This is a genomic window from Micromonospora sp. NBC_00362 (assembly GCF_026342155.1).
Lineage (GTDB): Bacteria > Actinomycetota > Actinomycetes > Mycobacteriales > Micromonosporaceae > Micromonospora > Micromonospora hortensis.
On sequence record NZ_JAPENH010000001.1, the window covers coordinates 3,526,253 to 3,544,387 of the forward strand.

An 18,135-nucleotide genomic window follows, 5' to 3' on the forward strand; every position below is an offset into this window, starting at 1 on the left:
CTCCTAGTACGTCGGCTCGTCGGCCAGCAGGGCGCTGGCCTCCTCGTCGGACATCTCCTCCAGCTCACTGAGCAGGTGGTCCTCGATGGCGAACGCGGCGGCCTCCAGGGTGGGGCTGTCGAACAGCACCCGGATCGGCACCTGCACGTCGAACGCCTTGCGCAGGTGCACCACCGCCCGCATCGCCAGCAACGAGTCTCCGCCGAGGGCGAAGAAGTTGTCGTGCACGCCGATCCGGTCGACCCGCAGGATGCCGGCCCAGACCTCGGCGATGGTCTCCTCCAGGGTGGAGCGGGGTGCCACGTACGGCACGTCGTCCGCCTCGACCGCGTCGGCCAACTCCACCAGTGGTCGCCGGTCGACCTTCCCGTTGGCGGTCAGCGGCAGATCGTCGATCTCGTGGAACGCCGCCGGCACCATGTACCCCGGCAGCTTGCCCGTGAGGAACTCGCGCACGTCCGTCGGCGCGGCACCGGCGACCCGGGGGACGACGAAGGCGACGAGACGCTTCGCGCCACGCGGATCGCCCTGCGCCACCACCACCGCGCCGCGCACCTCGGGGTGCTGGGCGAGGGCGGTCTCGATCTCGCCCAGCTCGATGCGGTAACCCTGCACCTTGACCTGGAAGTCCTCCCGGCCCAGGAACTCGATCTCTCCGCTCGGCAGGAACCGGCCGAGGTCACCGGTGCGGTACAGACGGGTTCCGGTGGCCGGGTCCGCAACGAAGCTCGCCGCCGTCCGCGCCTCATCGTGCAGGTAGCCGCGGGCCAGGCCGACACCACCGATGTGCAGGTGCCCGGGAACCCCGGTGGGTCGGGGTCGCAACGCGTCGTCGAGGACGTGGAAGGTCTGGTTCACCATGGGCCGCCCGTACGGGATGCTCGTCCACTCCGCCGGGACCGCGCCGATCGGGTAGAGGATGGACCAGATCGACGCCTCCGTCGCGCCACCGAGGCTGACCACCTCGGGCCCGCCGAGCGTCTGCCGGATCCGGTCCGGCAGGGCGACCGGGATCCAGTCACCGCTGAGCATGACCAGTCGCAGGCCGCCGGTGGCCTCCCGGACGGTGAGGTGCTCGACGAACAGCTCCATGAGGGCCGGCACCGAGTTCCAGATCGTCACGTTGGCCTTGGTGAGGAGGTCGAGCCAGGCGGCCGGATCGCGGTGTGCCGCCGCCTCCGGGAGCACCACCGCGCCGCCGACGGCGAGCGGACCGAAGACGTCGTACACGGACAGGTCGAAGCTCAGCGACGACAGCGCCAGGACCCGGTCGTCCTCGCCCACCCGGAAGCGCTCGTTGATGTCGACGACGGTGTTCAACGCGCCCTCGTGTTCGATCATCACGCCCTTGGGCAGGCCGGTGGACCCGGAGGTGAAGATGACGTACGCGAGGTTGTGGGGCGTGGTGTCGATCGCCGGCAGCGCGCCCGCCGGGAGGACCCGCAGCTCGTCCACCCGCAACACCTCGACGTCGCCGAACCGGTGCGCCCCGGGGCCGGCCAGACGCCCCTGGGTCAGCACCACACGCACCCGGCCGTGCGTCAGCAGGAAACGCACCCGCTCGTCCGGCAGGTCCGGGTCGATCGGCAGGTACGCGGCCCCGGCGGCGAGCACACCGAGGACGGCGGCGCACTGCTCCCAGCCCTTGTCCATCACCACCGCGACGAGCTCGTCGGGGCGTACCCGCAAACCGACGAGGTGGGCGGCGATCGTGCGGGCGCGGTCCGCCAGCTCGCCGTAGGTGAGCGTCCGGGTCGGCGTGATCACGGCCGGGCGCTCGGGCACCCGGGCGGCGGTGGCGAAGAACGGCTCGTGCAGCATGCCCACCGGCAACGGCGCCTCCGTGCGGTTGTACGCCGCCTGGGCGGCCAGCTCCGCGCGGGGCACCAGCGACGGCACCGGGTCGGCCCAGTGCGCCTCGTCGGCGGCGAGCCAGTGCAGCACCGACAGCGTCGCCGCGTGCATGGCGGCGACCATGCCCTCGGGGAAGAGACCCTCGACGGCGTCGATGTCCAGCACCAGGGCGCCGTTCATCTCGTACACCTGGGTGTCGATCCAGATCTGCGGTGTCTGGGAGATGGAGTAGACCACCTCGCCGATCTGCGGGTGCCCGCCGATGCCCTCGAACAGACTGGTGAACACGACGGGCATGACGGCGGCGGCGTCACCGCGTACCCGCTTCAGCTCCCGCGCGACCCGCACGCCGCTGAACAGTCCGTGGTCGAGGTCGGCGAGGAGTTGGTCCCGGATCGTCCGGGCGCGGTTCTCGAACGACGCCGCACCGCCCGCGTCGATCTCCAACAGCGTCACCGAGGTGAAGTCACCCAGGATCGCGTCGACCTGCGGGTGCAGCGGCAACCGGTGCGCCATCGGCAGGTTGAGGCTGAACCGCTGGTTCTTCGACCAGGTGGCGACCACCTCGCCGTACGCGGCCAGCAGCAGCGCGGTCGGAGTGAGGCCGCGCCGGGACGCGGCGGCCTTGACGGTGTCCCACTCGTCCGCCGGCACCTGCCCGGTGAGCCGGGCGAAGCGGGGCGCGGCGATGGTGTGCGGGTCGGCCGCCAGCGGCAACTCCGGGGCGAGGGCCAGTGTCGGCACCCGCTCCTGCCAGTACGCGGCGGCGCGCTGGTACCGCTCGGTGGACTCCGCGGCCCGCGCGGCGAGCACGTAGTCGCGGAAGCTCAACTCCAGCTCGGGCAGGGTCGCGTCCGGCTCGTGGTAGAGCAGGGTCAACTCACGCATCACGATGCTCGACGCCCAGGCGTCGGTGATCAGGCCGTCGATGCTGTAGTGCACCCGCCCACGACCCTCGTCGAGCAGTGTGGCGCGCAGTTCGAACAGCGGCCACCGGTCCGGCACGAACACCTGGTGCGACATGGCGGCGCGGGTCCGCTCGAAGCTCGCGTGCACCTCGGCGGCCGGGCGACCCCGCACGTCCTCGGTGACGACGACGTAGTCCGGTACCTCGTCGAGGACCTGCTGCTCGCCGTGCGGCAGCACGACGGTACGCAGCGACCCGTGCCGCCGGATCAGCCGGCGCAGCGCCCGCTGCAACCGCGACACGTCCAGCTCGGGGACGTCGAACTCCTCGTAGCCGTGCATGCCGACGTTGCCCAGCTCGAACACGCCGGTGCGGCCGATCCAGTACGCCTGCTGCACATCGGTCAGCGGGAACGGCAGGTGCGCCGACGCCGGGTCCGGCACGACAGCCGGCAACGACTCGGGGCCGCTGACACCGGCCTCGGCGCGGGCCGCGCGTACCGCGGCGGCGAGACCACGAACCGTCGGGTCGGCGACGAAGGCGCGCAGCGGGATGTCCGCCTCGCACACCTGGCGGACCTGGGCGACGAGCTGAGCGGCGAGCAGGGAGTGCCCACCCAGCTCGAAGAAGCCGACGGTGGGCGCGACGTCCGGTTCGCCGAGCAGGTCGGCGAAGATCGCCGCCACCTCGCGCTCGGTGGGGTCCTCGACCGCGTGGACCTCGGCGGGGTCCTCCGCCGCGCCGTCCTCGGTCTCGTCGAGCACTGTGACCACCACGTGGCCGGTGGAGGCCGCCCCGCCCACCACCCGGGCGGCTGTCCGTTCGACGGCCGACAGGTCCGCCACCGGCCACCCGTAGGTCACCCACTCCGCGTCGGACTCCCGGCCCAGTGCCGCCGCCTGCGCGACGAGGTGGCCGGCGAGCGGGTTGTCCGGCGTACCGCCGAGGAGGTGCACCTCGACGGCGGTGACCGGCTCCCGCGCGCTGACGCCCACGGCGGCCAGCGTGGCCAGGGCCTCGTCGGCGGACGTGCGGGCGTCCACCGGCACCAGCACGGTCACCGGACCGGGCTGACCGGCACCCCCCGGGTCGTCGACGCTCGCACCAGCGGTGGTGAGGGCCCGCCGGAACGCGGCACCGACCACCGTGTCGCCGGCGAGCTGGTATCGGGCGCCGGTGTGCCGCTCGGGGGCGGCAGCCGGAGCTGCGGTGACGTGCGGCAGGAAGCGGTGCCCGCCACGCAGGGCCACCACCGGCTCGGGGTGCGCGCACCTGACCTCCCGCACCACCGAGGCGGCGAGGCGGCGGGCGGCCACCGGCGTCGTGGCCGGAAGCACGTCGAGCAGCGTCCGGGTGCCGGGCACGCCGCCGGTCGCCCAACCGGCGAGCACGCCGCGCGGCGGCACCAGCGTCTCGGCGCCGGTCACGTCGAGCGCGCCGTCGGTGACGACGACCACCCGGGCGTACGCGTCGCCGCGACTGGTGAGCGCGTCACCCAGGGCCGCGAGCGTGGGTGCCGGGTCGCTCTGTGGAACCGCCAGCAGCACCCCGCTGATCCGCTCCTGCGGCGACAGCGACGTGCGGAGCGCGCCGGTCGCCGGATCGAGGTCGGCGGCGACCACCCGGCCCCCCGCCGCGCGTAGCTCGTCGACGACGCCGTCCGGCAGACCAGCGTCAACGGCCAGCCAGGCACCGGTCCCGGTGGTCGCCGGCCCGGCACCGCCGGCCCGGCGGTAGCCGCGCACGACGAGCCCGTCGGCACCCGCCCGGCTCGTCACCGCGTCCTGGGGAGGATCGACCCAGCAGCGTTCCCGCTCGAACGGGTAGGCCGGCAGGACGGTCCGCCGGGGCGGCACGTCACCGTGCAGCGCCTCCCACCCGATCGCGACGCCCATCCGCCACAGCGCACCGGCGGCGGCGAGAAGCTCCGTCTCGGCGTCGGCGTCCCGACCGGCCGACGGCAGCGACGCCACCGCGCGGGCGGCCGACCCACCGGCGAGGCGGGTCAACACCCGCCCGGGGCCGATCTCCAGCACCACGGCGTCGGCGTCAGCGTCGCGCAGCGCCGCCAGGCCGTCGCCGAAGCGGACGGTCGACCGCAGTTGCCGGGACCAGTACGCGGGGCTGGTGGCCGACTCGGCGGTGATCCAGGCACCTGTCACGTTCGACACGAAGGGGATCTCCGGCGCCGAGCGCGGCACCTGGGCCACCTCCGCCTCGAACGCCGACCCGGCGGCGGCCATGGCCCGGGAGTGGAACGCGTGCGAGGTGGCCAGCCGGGTCGAGGCCACCCCCCGCTCGCGCAGCCGGGCCTCGAGAGCCGCCACGGCCTCGGGCGGCCCGGCAACGGTGCACTGCCGGGGGCCGTTGACGGCGGCGAGGTCCAGCACATCGTCGAGCAGCGGCAGCAGCTCGGCCTCGGCCAGCGGCACCGCGAGCATCACGCCTGGCTCGGCCGCCTGCATGAGCCGACCGCGTGCCGCGACCAGGCGCACCGCGTCGGGCAGCGCGAACACCCCGGCCAGGCAGGCGGCCACCAGCTCACCCACACTGTGCCCGAGCAGCCCCGCCGGTCGTACGCCCCACTGCGCCCAGAGCTTCGCCAGCGCGTACTCGACGACGAACAGCGCCGGCTGGGCGTACCGGGTCTGCTGGAGCTGTTCCGCAGCGGTCTCCCGCTGGTCGGCGGGGAACAGCAGGTCCCGGATGTCCATGTCGAGCAACGGCGTCAGGAGGTCCGCGACCCGGTCCACCTCGGAGCGGAACACCGGCTCAGCGACGTAGAGGGCGTGGGCCATGCCGGTGCGCTGCGCGCCCTGACCGGGGAAGGTGAACAGCACCGCGCGGTCGGTGGCGGTCTCGGCCGGCCGGGCCGCCGGTCGCCGCAACGCCTCGACCACCTCGGCGGGGCTGCCGCCGACGACCGTCCGGCGGTACGGCAGGGTCCGCCGGCCGCGTTGCAGGGTGTACGCCACCTCGGCCAGCGGCGTGTCCGGGTGGGCGCTCAGGTGCGCGGCGAGTCGGTCGGCAGCCGTGTCGAGGGCGGTGGGTGTGGCGGCGGACAGGGGCAGCACGTGCCGCCGGCGGCTCTCCTGGCCCGCCGCGCGGGTCGGGGCCTCCTCCACGACGACGTGCGCGTTGGTGCCGCCGATGCCGAACGAGCTGACCCCGGCACGGCGCACCCCGCCGGGCCATGGGGTGCGGGCCGCGACGACGTGGAAGGGACTCGCGTCCAGAGCCAGCTCGGGGTTGGCGGTGCGGAAGTGCAGCGACGGTGGAATCTCGCCGGCCCGCAGTGCCAGCACCGTCTTGATCAGACCGACGACCCCGGCGGCGGTGTCGAGGTGCCCGACGTTCGTCTTGACCGAGCCGAGCCCGATGCGGCCCGGCGGCAGGTCTCCGAAGGCACTCGTCAACGCGGCGACCTCGATCGGGTCACCGAGCGGGGTGCCGGTGCCGTGCGCCTCGACGTAACCGATCGTGCCGGGGTCGACCCCGGCGACGGCGAGCGCCTCGGCGATGACGTCGGCCTGCCCGTCCACGCTCGGGGCGGTGAAGCCGACCTTACGGTCGCCGTCGTTGTTCACGGCCGAGCCCCGGATCACGGCGTGCACCAGGTCGCCGTCCGTCATCGCGTCGGCGAGCCGCTTGAGCACGACGACGCCGGCGCCGCTGCCGGCCACCGCGCCGGTCGCCTCGGCGTCGAACGCCCGGCAGTGGCCGTCGGCGGAGAGGATGCCGCCCTGGGTGTGCCGGTAGCCACGGCGGCGGGCGATGACCGTCGCGCCGCCGGCCAGCGCGACGTCGCACTCGCCGGCCAGCAGCGCCTGCGCGGCCATGTGCACGGCGACCAGGGAGCTGGAGCAGCCGGTCTGCACGCTGATGCTCGGGCCCCGCAGGTTGACCTTGTACGACACCCGGGTCGGCAGGAAGTCCTTGTCGTTGCCGATGGAGGTCTGGAAGGCCCCGACCCGGGCCACCAGGTCCGCGTTGGGCAGCAGATTGTGCAGCAGGTAGGAGCTCTCCCCCACCCCGGCGTAGACACCTGTCACGGGTGTCGTGGAGTCGAACGGGTGACCGGCGTGCTCCAACGCCTCCCAGGCGCACTCCAGGAAGATCCGGTGCTGCGGGTCGAGCAGCTGCGCCTCACGGGCCGAGAACCCGAAGAAGCGGGCGTCGAAGCCGGCCGGGTCGTCGAGGACGCCGAGGGCACGGACGTAGTCGGGGTGGTTGAACTCCTCGGGTGCGACACCGTCGGCGATCAGGTCGGCGTCGTCGAGGGTGGTGAGCGATTCGACCCCGTCGCGCAAGTTGCTCCAGAAGGCGTCGAGGGTGGCGGCCCCGGGAACCCGGAGCGCCATTCCGACGACGGCGATGGCGGTGTTCGGCAGCGTACGTTCCTCGGTCATCATGCGTCCCCCCTGTCGTGATGCCGGCCCGGCCGACGTCGCGGTGTGCGCGCCCGTTGGATGGCGGCGCGTGTCTCGGCGCGGTGGTGCCCCGCGGACATCGCCGGCGTCCGGTCCCCGGACGCCAGGTGCCGGGCGAGTGCCCGCACGGTGGGGTGGCGGAACAGCTCCACCACCGGCACCGTGCGACCCAGCCGCTCGGACAGGCGCGTCTGCACCCGCATCACGAGCAGCGAGTGCCCACCGATATCGAAGAAGTTGTCATCGACGCCCACCTCGTCGACCACCAGCACGTCGCGCCAGATCGCCGCCACCGCGCGCTCCAACTCGCTGCCGGGCACACCCACCCCGGCAGGGGTCGGGGCGGCGGGCGGCGCGAGGGCGTTCCGGTCGACCTTGCCGCGGTCGCTGCGTGGCAGCCGGTCCAGCGTGACGATCGTGGCCGGCACCATGTACCCGGGCAGCCGGTCGGCCAGGTGCGCGCGCAGCAGCGCCACGTCCACGTCGCTGGGCGTCACGTAGCCGACCAGCGTGGGTCGGCCCGGCACGTCCTCGCGCAGCACCGCAGCCGCCTCTCCTACCATTGGGTGGGCACCGAGCGCCGCCTCGATCTCGCCCAACTCGATTCGGAATCCGCGTACCTTGACCTGGCCGTCCTCCCGGCCGAGGAACTCGAGCACCCCACCGACACCGAGGCGGACCCGGTCCCGGGTGCCGTACATGCGGCCGCCGGGCGGGCCCCACGGGTCGGGCAGGAAGCTGACGGCGGTGCGGGCCGGGTCCCCGACGTAGCCCTGCGTCACCCCCGGTCCGCCGAGCCACAGGTCTCCCGGGACCCCGCGCGGCACCGGCCGCAGTCCACGATCGAGGACGTACGCCCGCACGCCCGGCAGCGGCAGCCCCACCGGGACGCTGCCGGTGACCGGCTCCCGGTCGCCGCCCGGCTCGTGCACGGTGGCCGTGATGGTGGCCTCGGTCGGGCCGTACGCGTTGAGCCAGCGCACCTCCGGCGCGGCGGCGCGCCACTGGGCGAGCCGCCCCGCGTCGACCCGCTCGCTGCCGACCACGACGAGCCGCAGGTCCGGACAGGAGGCGGGCGGGTGACGGTCCAGCACCGCCACCCACTCGTGCCAGTACGACGCCGGCAGGTTGAGCACTGTGAGTCGCTCCCGGCGGACCATCGCGGTGAACTCGTCGAGACCGGGCACCGGCCCGGCCGGCGGCAACACCACGGCCCCGCCCCGGATCAGCGTCCCGAACAGCTCCTCGGCGGCCACGTCGAAGCCGAGCGCGGCGAACTGGAGCACCCGGTCGGCGGGGGTGAGCGCGTAGTGCCCGGCGACCGCCTCCAGGGTGTGCACCAGGTTGCCGTGGCTGACGCGGACGCCCTTGGGTTGCCCGGTGGTGCCCGAGGTGTAGAGCACGTACGCCGGCGCCGACGGGGGCACCGGCGTGCCGGCGGCTGCCGGGGCGGCGAGCAACGCGTCCTCGATCGCGACGAACGGCAGGTCGGCGGCGGGCGGGTGGTTCTCGCGGGAGCCGAGCAGTAACACCGCCGACGAGTCGGCGAGGATGTGCGCCAACCGCTTCGGCGGGATCGCCGGGTCCAGTGGCACGTACGCGGCCCCGGCGCGCAGGACGCCGAGCAGCGCCGCCGGCCAGTCAGGGCTGCGCTCCAGCAGGACGGCGACGGTGTCACCGGGGCGTACACCCCGGGCGGTCAGGTGGGCCTGCACTGCGGCGGCACGGCTGTCCAGCTCGGCGTGGCTGACCTGCCGGTCGCCCTGCACCAGCGCCGGGCGCTGCTGCCAGCGCGCCGCGGCGACGGCGACCAGGCCGTGCAGAGTCGACGCGGTCGGCGCGTCGGTCGCCCCGCCGACCGGCGGGATCGGCTCGGGGCCGGGCACCAGGTCCAGTGTGGACACCGGGGCGTCCGGGGTGCTCAGCGCCGACTCCAGCAGGGTGCGGTAACTGTGCGCCAGCCGCTCGGCGGTGTCCCTGTCGAACAGGTCGACGTCGTACTCCACGGTGCCGCGCAGCTCGCCAGTGGCACTGGGCACCTCGTCCCAGGCCACCGTGAGGTCGAACTTCGCCACCCGGCCGGGTGACTCGGTCACCCCGACCGACAGGCCGGGCACCGCGTCGGTCCGCTCGGGCAGGTTCTGTGCCGACAGCATGACCTGGAACAGCGGGGTACGGCTGGGGTCGCGTGGTGGCCGGACCGCCTCGACGACCTGCTCGAACGGAACGTCCTGGTGCTCGTACGCGCCGAGCACCGCGTCCCGCACCCGGGCCAGCACGTCGACGAACGACTCGGTGTCCTGCCAACGGGTCCGCAGCACGACCGTGTTGACGAAGAAACCCACCAGGTCGTCGAACTCGGAGCGGGTGCGCCCGGACACCGGGCTGCCGACACTGACGTCGCGAACGTCCGCGTACCGGCCCAGCACCAGCTGGAACACGGCGAGCAGCACCATGAACCGGGTGACGCCGTGCCGCCGTCCCACCGCGTCGAGGCGTTCGACCAGGGCGGCGGGCAGCCGTACGTCGAACGTCTCCCCCCGGTGCCGGACGGTGGCCGGGCGGGGACGGTCGGTCGGGAGGTCCAGTGCCACGGGCGCACCCGCGAGCCGGTCCACCCAGTACGCGAGCTGGGTCGTCCGCGCGGCGCCGGCCAGCAGCGCGCGCTGCCACAGGGTGTAGTCGACGTACTCGACGGTGAGCGGGACCGGTGCGGGCGTGCCGATGGTCCGGGCGGCGTAGAACGCGCCGAGGTCACGGATCAGCACACCGATCGACCAGCCGTCACAGACCGCGTGGTGCAACGTCATCAGGAGCATCGCGTGCTCGTCGGTCAGCCGGATCAGATGCCAGCGAGCCAGCGGCCCGGTGGCGAGGTCGAAGGGTCGGGCGGCGGCGTGGCGCAGCAGGGCGTCGGCCTGCTCGTCACGGTCGGCCCGGTCGCGCAGGTCGTCCACGGTGAGGGCGACCGGTGGCTCGTCGTCCACTACCTGCCGGGGCTCGCCGTCGATCGTCACCAGCCGGGTCCGCAGCGCCGCGTGCCGCGTCACCAGCCCCCGCAGGCCGGCATCGAGGGCGTCGACGTCGAGCGGGCCGTCCACGGTGAGCACCAGCGGCACCGAGTAGACCGCCTGACCAGGGTCGAGCTGGTCGAGGAACCACAGCCGCTGCTGGGCGTACGACAGGGGGTGCGGCCCGGGGCCGGCGGCCGGCACCGGCGGGCGGGCGTCGTCCGGGCCGGCGTCGGCGACGCGTGCCGCGAGCGCGGCGACGGTGGGCGCCTCGAAGGCGGCGCGGACACCCAGCCGCACGCTGGCGGCGGCGGCGATCCGCGCCACCATCTGCGCCGCGAGCAACGAGTGGCCGCCGAGGGCGAAGAAGTCGTCGGCGGCGGACACCACCGGCACGCCGAGCAGGTCCTGCCAGGTCCGTGCGACAAGTTCCTCGATCGGGCCGCTGGGCGGCACGCCGTCGGCGGCCCGGACGCCGTGGTCCGCGTCGGGCGCGGGCAGCGCCCGGCGGTCCACCTTGCCGTTGGGGGTGACCGGCAACGCCGCCAGCGGCACGTACCAGGTCGGCACCATCGCCTCGGGCAGCCGGGCCGCGAGGTGGGCGCGCAGCTCACCCGCCGGGACCGCGGCGTCGTCCGGGACGACGTAGGCGACGAGCCGACGTTCGTCGCCGTCCCCGTGCACCGTGACGGCGGCGGCCCGGACGCCCGGGCAGGTGGTGAGGGTGCTGGCGATCTCGTCCGGCTCGATCCGGACACCACGGATCTTGACCTGCTGGTCGGCCCGGCCCAGGCACTCCAGTTGACCGTCCTCGCGCCACCGCACCACGTCACCCGTGCGGTAGACGCGGGCGCCGGGCTCGAAGGGGCTCGGCACGAACCGCTCGGCGGTCAGGTCGGGCCTGCCGACGTACCCGTGCGCGAGACCGGCGCCGCCGATGAACAGCTCCCCCGGAGCGCCGATGCCGGTCAGCCGGCCGTGGTCGTCGAGGACGTAGAGCAGCTCCCCACCGATCGGTCGACCGATCGGGGTCCGCGCCGCGTCGCCGGGCAGGTCGGTCACGTCCCAGGTGCTGGAGAACGTGGTGCACTCGGTCGGGCCGTACCCGTTGACGAGGCGCAACCCCGGCAGCGCGGCGGCCAGCGTGGCGACCCGGCGGGCGTCGGCCGGCTCGCCGCCGAAGTAGAGGGCGCGCAGCGGGGCGAACATCGCCGGGTCGGCGTCCACGCACCTGTGGAACAGGGCGGTGGTGAGCATCAGCACCGTGACGCCGTGCTCGGCGAGTCGGTGACCCAGCCGGGACGGCGTGAGCACGTCGTCCTTGGGGATGCCCACCAGGCGCGCACCGTTGAGCAGCGCACCCCACACCTCGAAGCTCGCCGCGTCGAACGACACGTTGGCCGCCTGTGCGACCGCGTCGGCGGGCCCGACGGGGAAGTAGTCGGCACGGTGAACCAGCCGGACGATCCCGCCGTGGGTGGTCTCGACCCCCTTCGGCCGCCCTGTCGACCCGGAGGTGTACAGGACGCAGGCCCGCTGGGTCGGGTACGTCAGCGGCCACGTCGGCGCGGGCCGTCCCGAGGGCAGCACCAGCCGGTCGAGCCGCAGCACCGGCAGGTCGTCGACAACGGCCACCGGACCGTCGGCGAGCAGCAGTCGCGCCCCGCTGTCGCGCAGCATGAACTCCCGCCGTGCCTCGGGGTAGGACGGGTCCAGGGGCAGGTACGCCGCCCCGGTGGCGAGCACCGCGAGCATCGCCACGACGAACTGGGCGGACGAGCCCATCGCCAGGCCGACGACACTGCCCGGGGTGACCCCGTGTCCGGTCAGGACGGTCGCCAGGGCGTCGGCCCGGGCGCGCACCTCGGCGTACGTGAGGATGGTGCCGTCGTACTCCAGAGCGACGGCGTCCGGTGTCGCCTCGGCCTGGGTGAGAAACGCCGCCGGCACACTCGGCGGACCTGCCGTACCGCCGCCGGTGCCCCACCGGACGATCAGCGCGCGCTCCTGCGCCGACGTGTGCGCGAGGGTGGAGATCGGCGCCTCGGGGTCGGTCAGGGCGTTGTCGAGCAACGTCAGGTAGTGGTCGGCGAACCGGCGCACCGTCGCGCTGTCGAACAGGTCCGGGTCGTAGGCGAGGACGCCGAACGCCCCGTCGGGCCGCGGCTCGTCCCAGATCACGCTCAGGTCGGGCGGCACCGCCCCGGTGGTGGCGGGGGCCGCTCCCACCCCCAGCACGACCGGGCAGAGCGCGGCACGACTCGGGTCGTGGGGTAGGCCGAGCGCCTCGGCCACCCGGTGCAGCGGGACGCCGGTGTACGGCGAGGCCGCCCGCAACCCGGCGGCGACCCGCGCGAACAGGTCGGCGGCCGACGGGTCGTCGTCCCACCTGCCGCGCAACGGCACCAGGGCGCCGTCCAGCGGCGTCGCGGTGGCCAGGTCCCGGGTGCCGGCGTGCCGGCCCAGCACCACCTGCCCCGCGGCGAGCAACGGCACGGAGGGTGCGACGCCCACCGCCGCGCTCACCGCGTGCAGCCGTCGGGTGGTGTCCGGGCCGACGGTGAGCGTCACCCGATCGGTGTGCTGGCGTCGACGGGCCGGGCGGACCCGGTCGGTGACCAGGTCCAGGGTGGGTATGCCGGCCAGCGCGGCCCGCCAGTGGACGAACGCGTCCGTCTCCGGGGCCACCGCACGCGATCCGGTCACTGGACCGGCTCCCCGAGACTCGGCTGGCCGGCTCGCTGCCCGACCGGGCTCGTCGCCCCGGCCAGCACCCCGGCCGGATCGCGGTCGGTCACCCGGGCCACCAGCCCACCGTCGAGCGTCACCACCCGGTCGGCGCCGGCCAGGGTCTCCCTGCGGTGGGCGATGGTGAGCACCGTCGCGTCGGCGAGGTCCACCGCCAGCAGCCGCTGGATGCGGGCGTCGGTCTCGGCGTCGAGGCTCGACGTGGCCTCGTCGATGAGGACCAGTTTCGCGTCCCGTAGCAACGCCCGGGCCAGGCAGAGCAGCTGCCGTTCACCGGCGCTGAGCTGCCCGCCGTCGGCGGACAGGGCCGCGTCGAGACCGCCACCGCCCACGCCGAGCAGCCGGTCGGCGAGGCCCACCTTGGTGAGGACGGCGGTGACCGCCGCGTCGGGGTACGCACCGGTCGGGTCGATGTTGTCCCGCAGGGTGCCGGGCAGCAGCACCGGATCCTGCGGTACCACCTCGACGGCGGCCCGCAGGTCGGCCAGCCGCAGCGTGGCGGTGTCCACCCCGTCGACGAGGATGCGCCCCTGCTCGGCCGGCACGAACCGCAGCAGCGCGGTGAACAGGCTGGACTTACCGCTGCCGGTCCGGCCGACGATGCCGATCTTGCTGCCCGCCGGGGCGTCGAACGACACGCCGTTCAGCGCGGCCGGGCCGCCCTCGGCGTAGCGCAGGGTGACGTTCTCGAAGTGGACCTCGCCGGCGGTGGGCCAGCCGGCCGGGGCCGGTCGCCCGTCGGTCGGCTCGACCGGCAGCCGGGTGTAGTCGTCGACACGTTCGAAGCTCGCCAGCGACAGGTCCATCATCTGCACCGTCATCAGGCTCATGGCCAGCGCCTCCATCAGCGCGTACACGAAACTGATCCCGACGCCGGCCAGCCCGGCGCCGATCCCGCCCACGGCGACGATCAGCACCCCGTACGTCAACAGGACGACCGCGCCGAGCATGTCGAGCTTCAGGTTGAAGTGCCGCGACAGCGCGTTGACCGTGTAGTCGGCGTGGTGCGCGACGCGGACCCGGTCACCGAACGCGGCCTGGTAGCCGCGCACCCGGCTGTTCCGGCCCTCGATCGAGGTCACCCCGTCGACCGCCTCGTTGAGCAGCGCGAGCATCGGCTCGTTCGCCTGCTTCGACAGCCGGGACGCCTCGACAGTGCTGGCCCTGGTGAGCCGCTGCCAGCGGAGGTAGACCACCAGCAGCAGCGGGGCCGCCACCAGCATCAGTGGACTGGTGAAGGCCAGCGCCGCCAACGGCACGACCAGGCCGACAGCGACCCGGAGGGTGTCCATTGTGGTCTCCGGCAACTCCAGGTCGATGGTCTCCATGTCACCGGAGAACCGCGCCAGGACGCGTCCGGAGGAGTTGCGGTCGAAGAACGACAGCGGGGCCCGGAAGACCCGGTGCAACATCGACCCGTGCAGGTTCTGGCCGGCGGACACACCTCGGGCGAAGGCGAAGCTGAACAGCCCGCGATCCAGCACGAGCGCCATCAGACCGATGGCGGCGAACACCCCCGCGTAGTACAGCGTGTCCTGCCCGGCGTGCTCGGTCCAGTGGCCGAGCCAGAACGACGAGCCGCCCAGGACGGCCTGCCCGCCGACGGCCAGGCCGAGCAGAACGACAGCGAGGAGGCCCGGGGTCAGCACCTGCAGGTAACGGCGGTAGGTGGCGGAACCGACTCGACCGGCGCGGACCGTCTCCTCCTCCTCGGCGGTCACCTCCTCGGCCACCTCGTCCAGCCCGGCGCCGTCCGGGTCGGACGGCGTCGCGGCCTCGGCGGCCACGGCCGGCAGCAGGTCGGGCATCTGCGCGGCGACGTCGGCGAACCGGCCCGCCGCGACCACCCGGCCGCCGTCGAGGACCAGCACCCGGTCGGCCCGCCGGGCCACGTCGAGGCGGTGGGTGGCAACGATCCGGGTCCGCCCGGCGAGCACCCCGTCGAACAGCGCTTCCAGGATGGTGCCGGCGACCGCGTCGTCGACGGCGCTGGTCGGGTCGTCGAAGAGGTAGACGTCGGCGTCCTCGTAGGCGGCGCGGGCCAACGCGATGCGCTGCCGTTGCCCGCCGGAGAGGTTGACGCCCCGCTCGCCGATGGCCGTGCCGTCGCGGGCCGGCATCGCCGCCAGGTCCGCCTCCAGGGCGGTGGCGCGGACGACCGCCGCGTACCGGTCCGGATCGTCGGGCGAGAAGCAGCGGATGTTGTCGACGACGCTGCCCTGCATGATCCAGGGGCGCTGCGGCAGGTAGACGGCGCTGCCGCCGACCCGTGCGGTACCCGCGACCGTCGGCAGCGCCCCGGCCAGCGCCGCGAGCAGCGCGGACTTGCCGCTGCCGACCCGACCCAGCACGCAGATCAACTCACCGGGCGCGACCCGCAGGTCGACGCCGGTCAGGACCGGCCGGGCGTCCGCGTCGGCCCCCGGCCAGGTGAACGACGCGCCGTCGAGGTCGACCGCCCCGGCCGGCGCGTCGCCGTCGGTCGACGCCTCGGCGGTGTCCGGGGCCCGCAGGAAGGTCGTCACCTTCCCGAACGCCACCCGCCACTCGTTGCGCATGTCCAGGTAGCGCACCAGCTCGGGCAGTTGGGACCGGAGGACGGTCAGCACGGCGATCGCCGCGAACACGTCCGCCGCCTTCAGTTCGTTGCCCATCGCCGCGTACGTGACCAGGGTGGCCATCACCATCAGCACCGGCGCGGCGGCGTTCACCAGGTAGAGCGTGGCGAGCCGCTTCTGCCGGCGGACCAGCAACGCGTTGAGCGTCGCGCGTTCCCGGCCGACAGCCCGCTCGGCGACGTCCTCCCAGCCGTGGGTGCGCAGCGTCCGCATGGCCCCCAGGTACTCGCCGACCAGCCCGATCCGGACGCCGTTCGCGTCCCGGATCGCCGGCACCAGCGCGAAGACCCTCTCGTTGGCCACGTGCGACAGCCACAGACCGGCGATGAGGATGACGATGCCCACCAGCGCCGCCCAGCCCAGCAGCACCCAGAGGACCACGCAGGAGCCGGCGATGCCCAGCGGCACCGCCCACGCCATGTGCGTGAAAGCGACCCGCCCGACCCTCCGGGCGTCGGACGACGCGAGGGTGATGACCTCCCCGGAGGGGTGGGCCAGTCGGGCACCGCGATCCATCCGCAGGTACTTGCGCAGCATCTCGGTCCGCAGCAGCGCGGTGATCGAGTGCGCGGTCTTCCACACCTCGGACCACTGGTGCTTGTGGCTCAACGCGTCCAACACGTAGAAGCCGGCCAGGCCGGCGGCGATCAGCAGACCCTCCACCACCGGGCCCCGGCCGTCGCCCTCGAACCAGGCGATCAGCTCCCGCACCAGCAGCGGCCCGACGGTCGCGCAGGTCTGGTAGGCCAGGAAGATCAGGCCCGCCCACCAGAACCGCCGACGGTAGGTCTGGTAGAGGGCCCCCCGCAGCCCGTCCGGACGGTCCCGCCGGGCGGCCCAGGCACGCTCGAAGACCGGGGTCACCCGCTCCAGGTGGTCGTACCGGGGCGGCGTCAGGCTGTCCGACAGCTTCAGTGGTCGGCGCAGGGACGCCTTCACCAGGATCGAGGGCCATTGGACGAAGAGTCGGGACAGCACTCCCGCGTCCTGTTCGGCACTCGGGCGGACCGGTGTGGTGGTTGTCGACACGGTGCGTCTACTCGTTTCCAGCGAGGGCGAGCGGAGCGAACCCGTAGGCGCGCTCCAGGGCGGTACGGACACTGTCCGGCAGATAGCGGCGCATGGCGTCGAACTCGCGGGCGCGGCTGAACTTGCTGGACTCGGCGAACCGGGGACGTTGCTCCAGCCAGTTCGCCACCGTCAGGGCGGCGAGGTCGGCGTACTGGCCGGCGCTGACACCGACGCAACCGCCTGAGCGGTCCTCGAGCAGGAACGGCGGGCCGTCGAAGGCGGCGTCGAAGAGGGCGCTGCGGGTGACGGTGCCGAACAGGTACGCCAGCGTCTCCGCCTCCGCACCGATCAGCTCCCGCACGGCGGGCCGCAGCTCGTGCGGGATCGCGCCGGTCGGGAAGATCTCCGTGCCGTACACCGAGTGGAACAACCCCGCGTCGCACAGCTCCTGCCGCGACCCCCACTGGGCCAGCAGGTCGTGCACGCCGCGCAGGTGCGCCAGCAGGTTGGCCTCCGAGTGCGCCAACTCGGCCACCCCGTGCGACTCCAGGAAGGCGATCTTCTCGGCGAGCCCGCTCACGCCCCCTCCCGACTGCCGTACGACCCGGTCATCGCCACCAACGTCTTGCGCGACCCGGTGAAGCTGGACCGGCCGTGCGCCATCGCCATGTTGTCGACGACCAGCAGGTCACCCTGCTGCCAGGGGAAGGCCAGGGACTCCGCGTCGAACGCGGCGCGGATGGCCGCGAGGTCGGCGTCGGTGATCGGGCTGCCGTCGCCGAGGTACGCGTTACGCGGCAGGTCCTCCTCGGCCAGCAGTTCCAGCAGCGCCTCCCGGGTGGCCTCGGGCAGGTTGGAGACGTGGAACAGGTGGGCCTGGTTCATCCAGACCGTCCGCCCGGACACCGGGTGCACGGTGACGGCCTGGCAGGTCTCGGTGGTCCGCAGCGCGCCGTCGTCGAACCACTCGTAGGTGATGCCCCGCTCGCGGCAGAACTCCTGCACGGCCTCCCGGTCCATCCCGGGGAACGTCTCCTGCCAGGACACCCCGAGACCGACCCGGTAGTTGCGCACGTACCGCACACCGTGCCGCTCGAAGCGCTCGCGCACCTCGGCGGGGATGCGCTGCCAGACGGCGTGGCTGTCGGCGAGCGGGGTCTCCCCACCGGTCTGGGCCGGGATGTTCGAGTAGAAGAACAACCGCCGGGGCCACACGCTGGTGTACGCCATCTCGTTGTGCAGCGGGATGACCTCGCTGGCCGGGTACTCGGTCGAGGTGTACACGTCGCCGACCTTGCTGCGCGGCGTGGACCGGTAGGTGTACTCGGCCATCTCCTCGCCGAAGACCTTGACGAAGGCGGAGAAGGCCGGCGCGTCCGGGGCGTCGAACCCGCGCAGCAGGACAGCGCCGTGGCTGTCCAGTCGGTCGTTGATCAGGTCGAGGTGCTCGGTGGCCCATCCCGCCGGCGAGATGCCGGGCGAGGTGGCCTCGATGCAGGCCACCCGGTTGCGCTCCGGGAACAGGCAGCTCTCTTTCACGTGGTCCATGTCGGAGG

General features: G+C 73.8%; 5 protein-coding genes. All 5 read right to left on the reverse strand.

The features are described 5' to 3' along the window. Positions 1 to 3 precede the first annotated feature (3 nt). The 5 genes from OG992_RS16050 to OG992_RS16070 are packed head-to-tail and all read right to left on the reverse strand — an operon-like array spanning position 4 to position 18,127. The gene (locus OG992_RS16050; RefSeq protein ID WP_266303645.1) at positions 4 to 7,170 is read right to left on the reverse strand and encodes a non-ribosomal peptide synthetase/type I polyketide synthase; all 7,167 of its coding nucleotides are present in this window, start codon (positions 7,168 to 7,170) and stop codon (positions 4 to 6) included. Continuing rightward, positions 7,170 to 12,908, reverse strand: coding sequence for a non-ribosomal peptide synthetase (locus tag OG992_RS16055; RefSeq protein ID WP_266303646.1), 5,739 nt, complete (start codon positions 12,906 to 12,908; stop codon positions 7,170 to 7,172). Before OG992_RS16055 ends, OG992_RS16050 begins: the two co-directional genes overlap by 1 nt. Next, positions 12,905 to 16,597, reverse strand: a complete 3,693-nt coding sequence (locus tag OG992_RS16060) for an ATP-binding cassette domain-containing protein (RefSeq protein WP_266303647.1) — start codon at positions 16,595 to 16,597, stop codon at positions 12,905 to 12,907. The genes OG992_RS16055 and OG992_RS16060 overlap by 4 nt, the downstream gene beginning before the upstream one ends. Positions 16,598 to 16,604: 7 nt before the next feature. After that, entirely contained in the window at positions 16,605 to 17,159 is a 555-nt protein-coding gene (locus OG992_RS16065; RefSeq protein WP_112582443.1) for a DUF6817 domain-containing protein, read from the reverse strand. Next, positions 17,156 to 18,127: a TauD/TfdA family dioxygenase gene (locus tag OG992_RS16070; RefSeq protein WP_238686090.1), complete on the reverse strand. Its 972-nt coding sequence runs from the start codon at positions 18,125 to 18,127 to the stop codon at positions 17,156 to 17,158. The genes OG992_RS16065 and OG992_RS16070 overlap by 4 nt, the downstream gene beginning before the upstream one ends. Between the last annotated feature and the right edge of the window lie 8 nt (positions 18,128 to 18,135).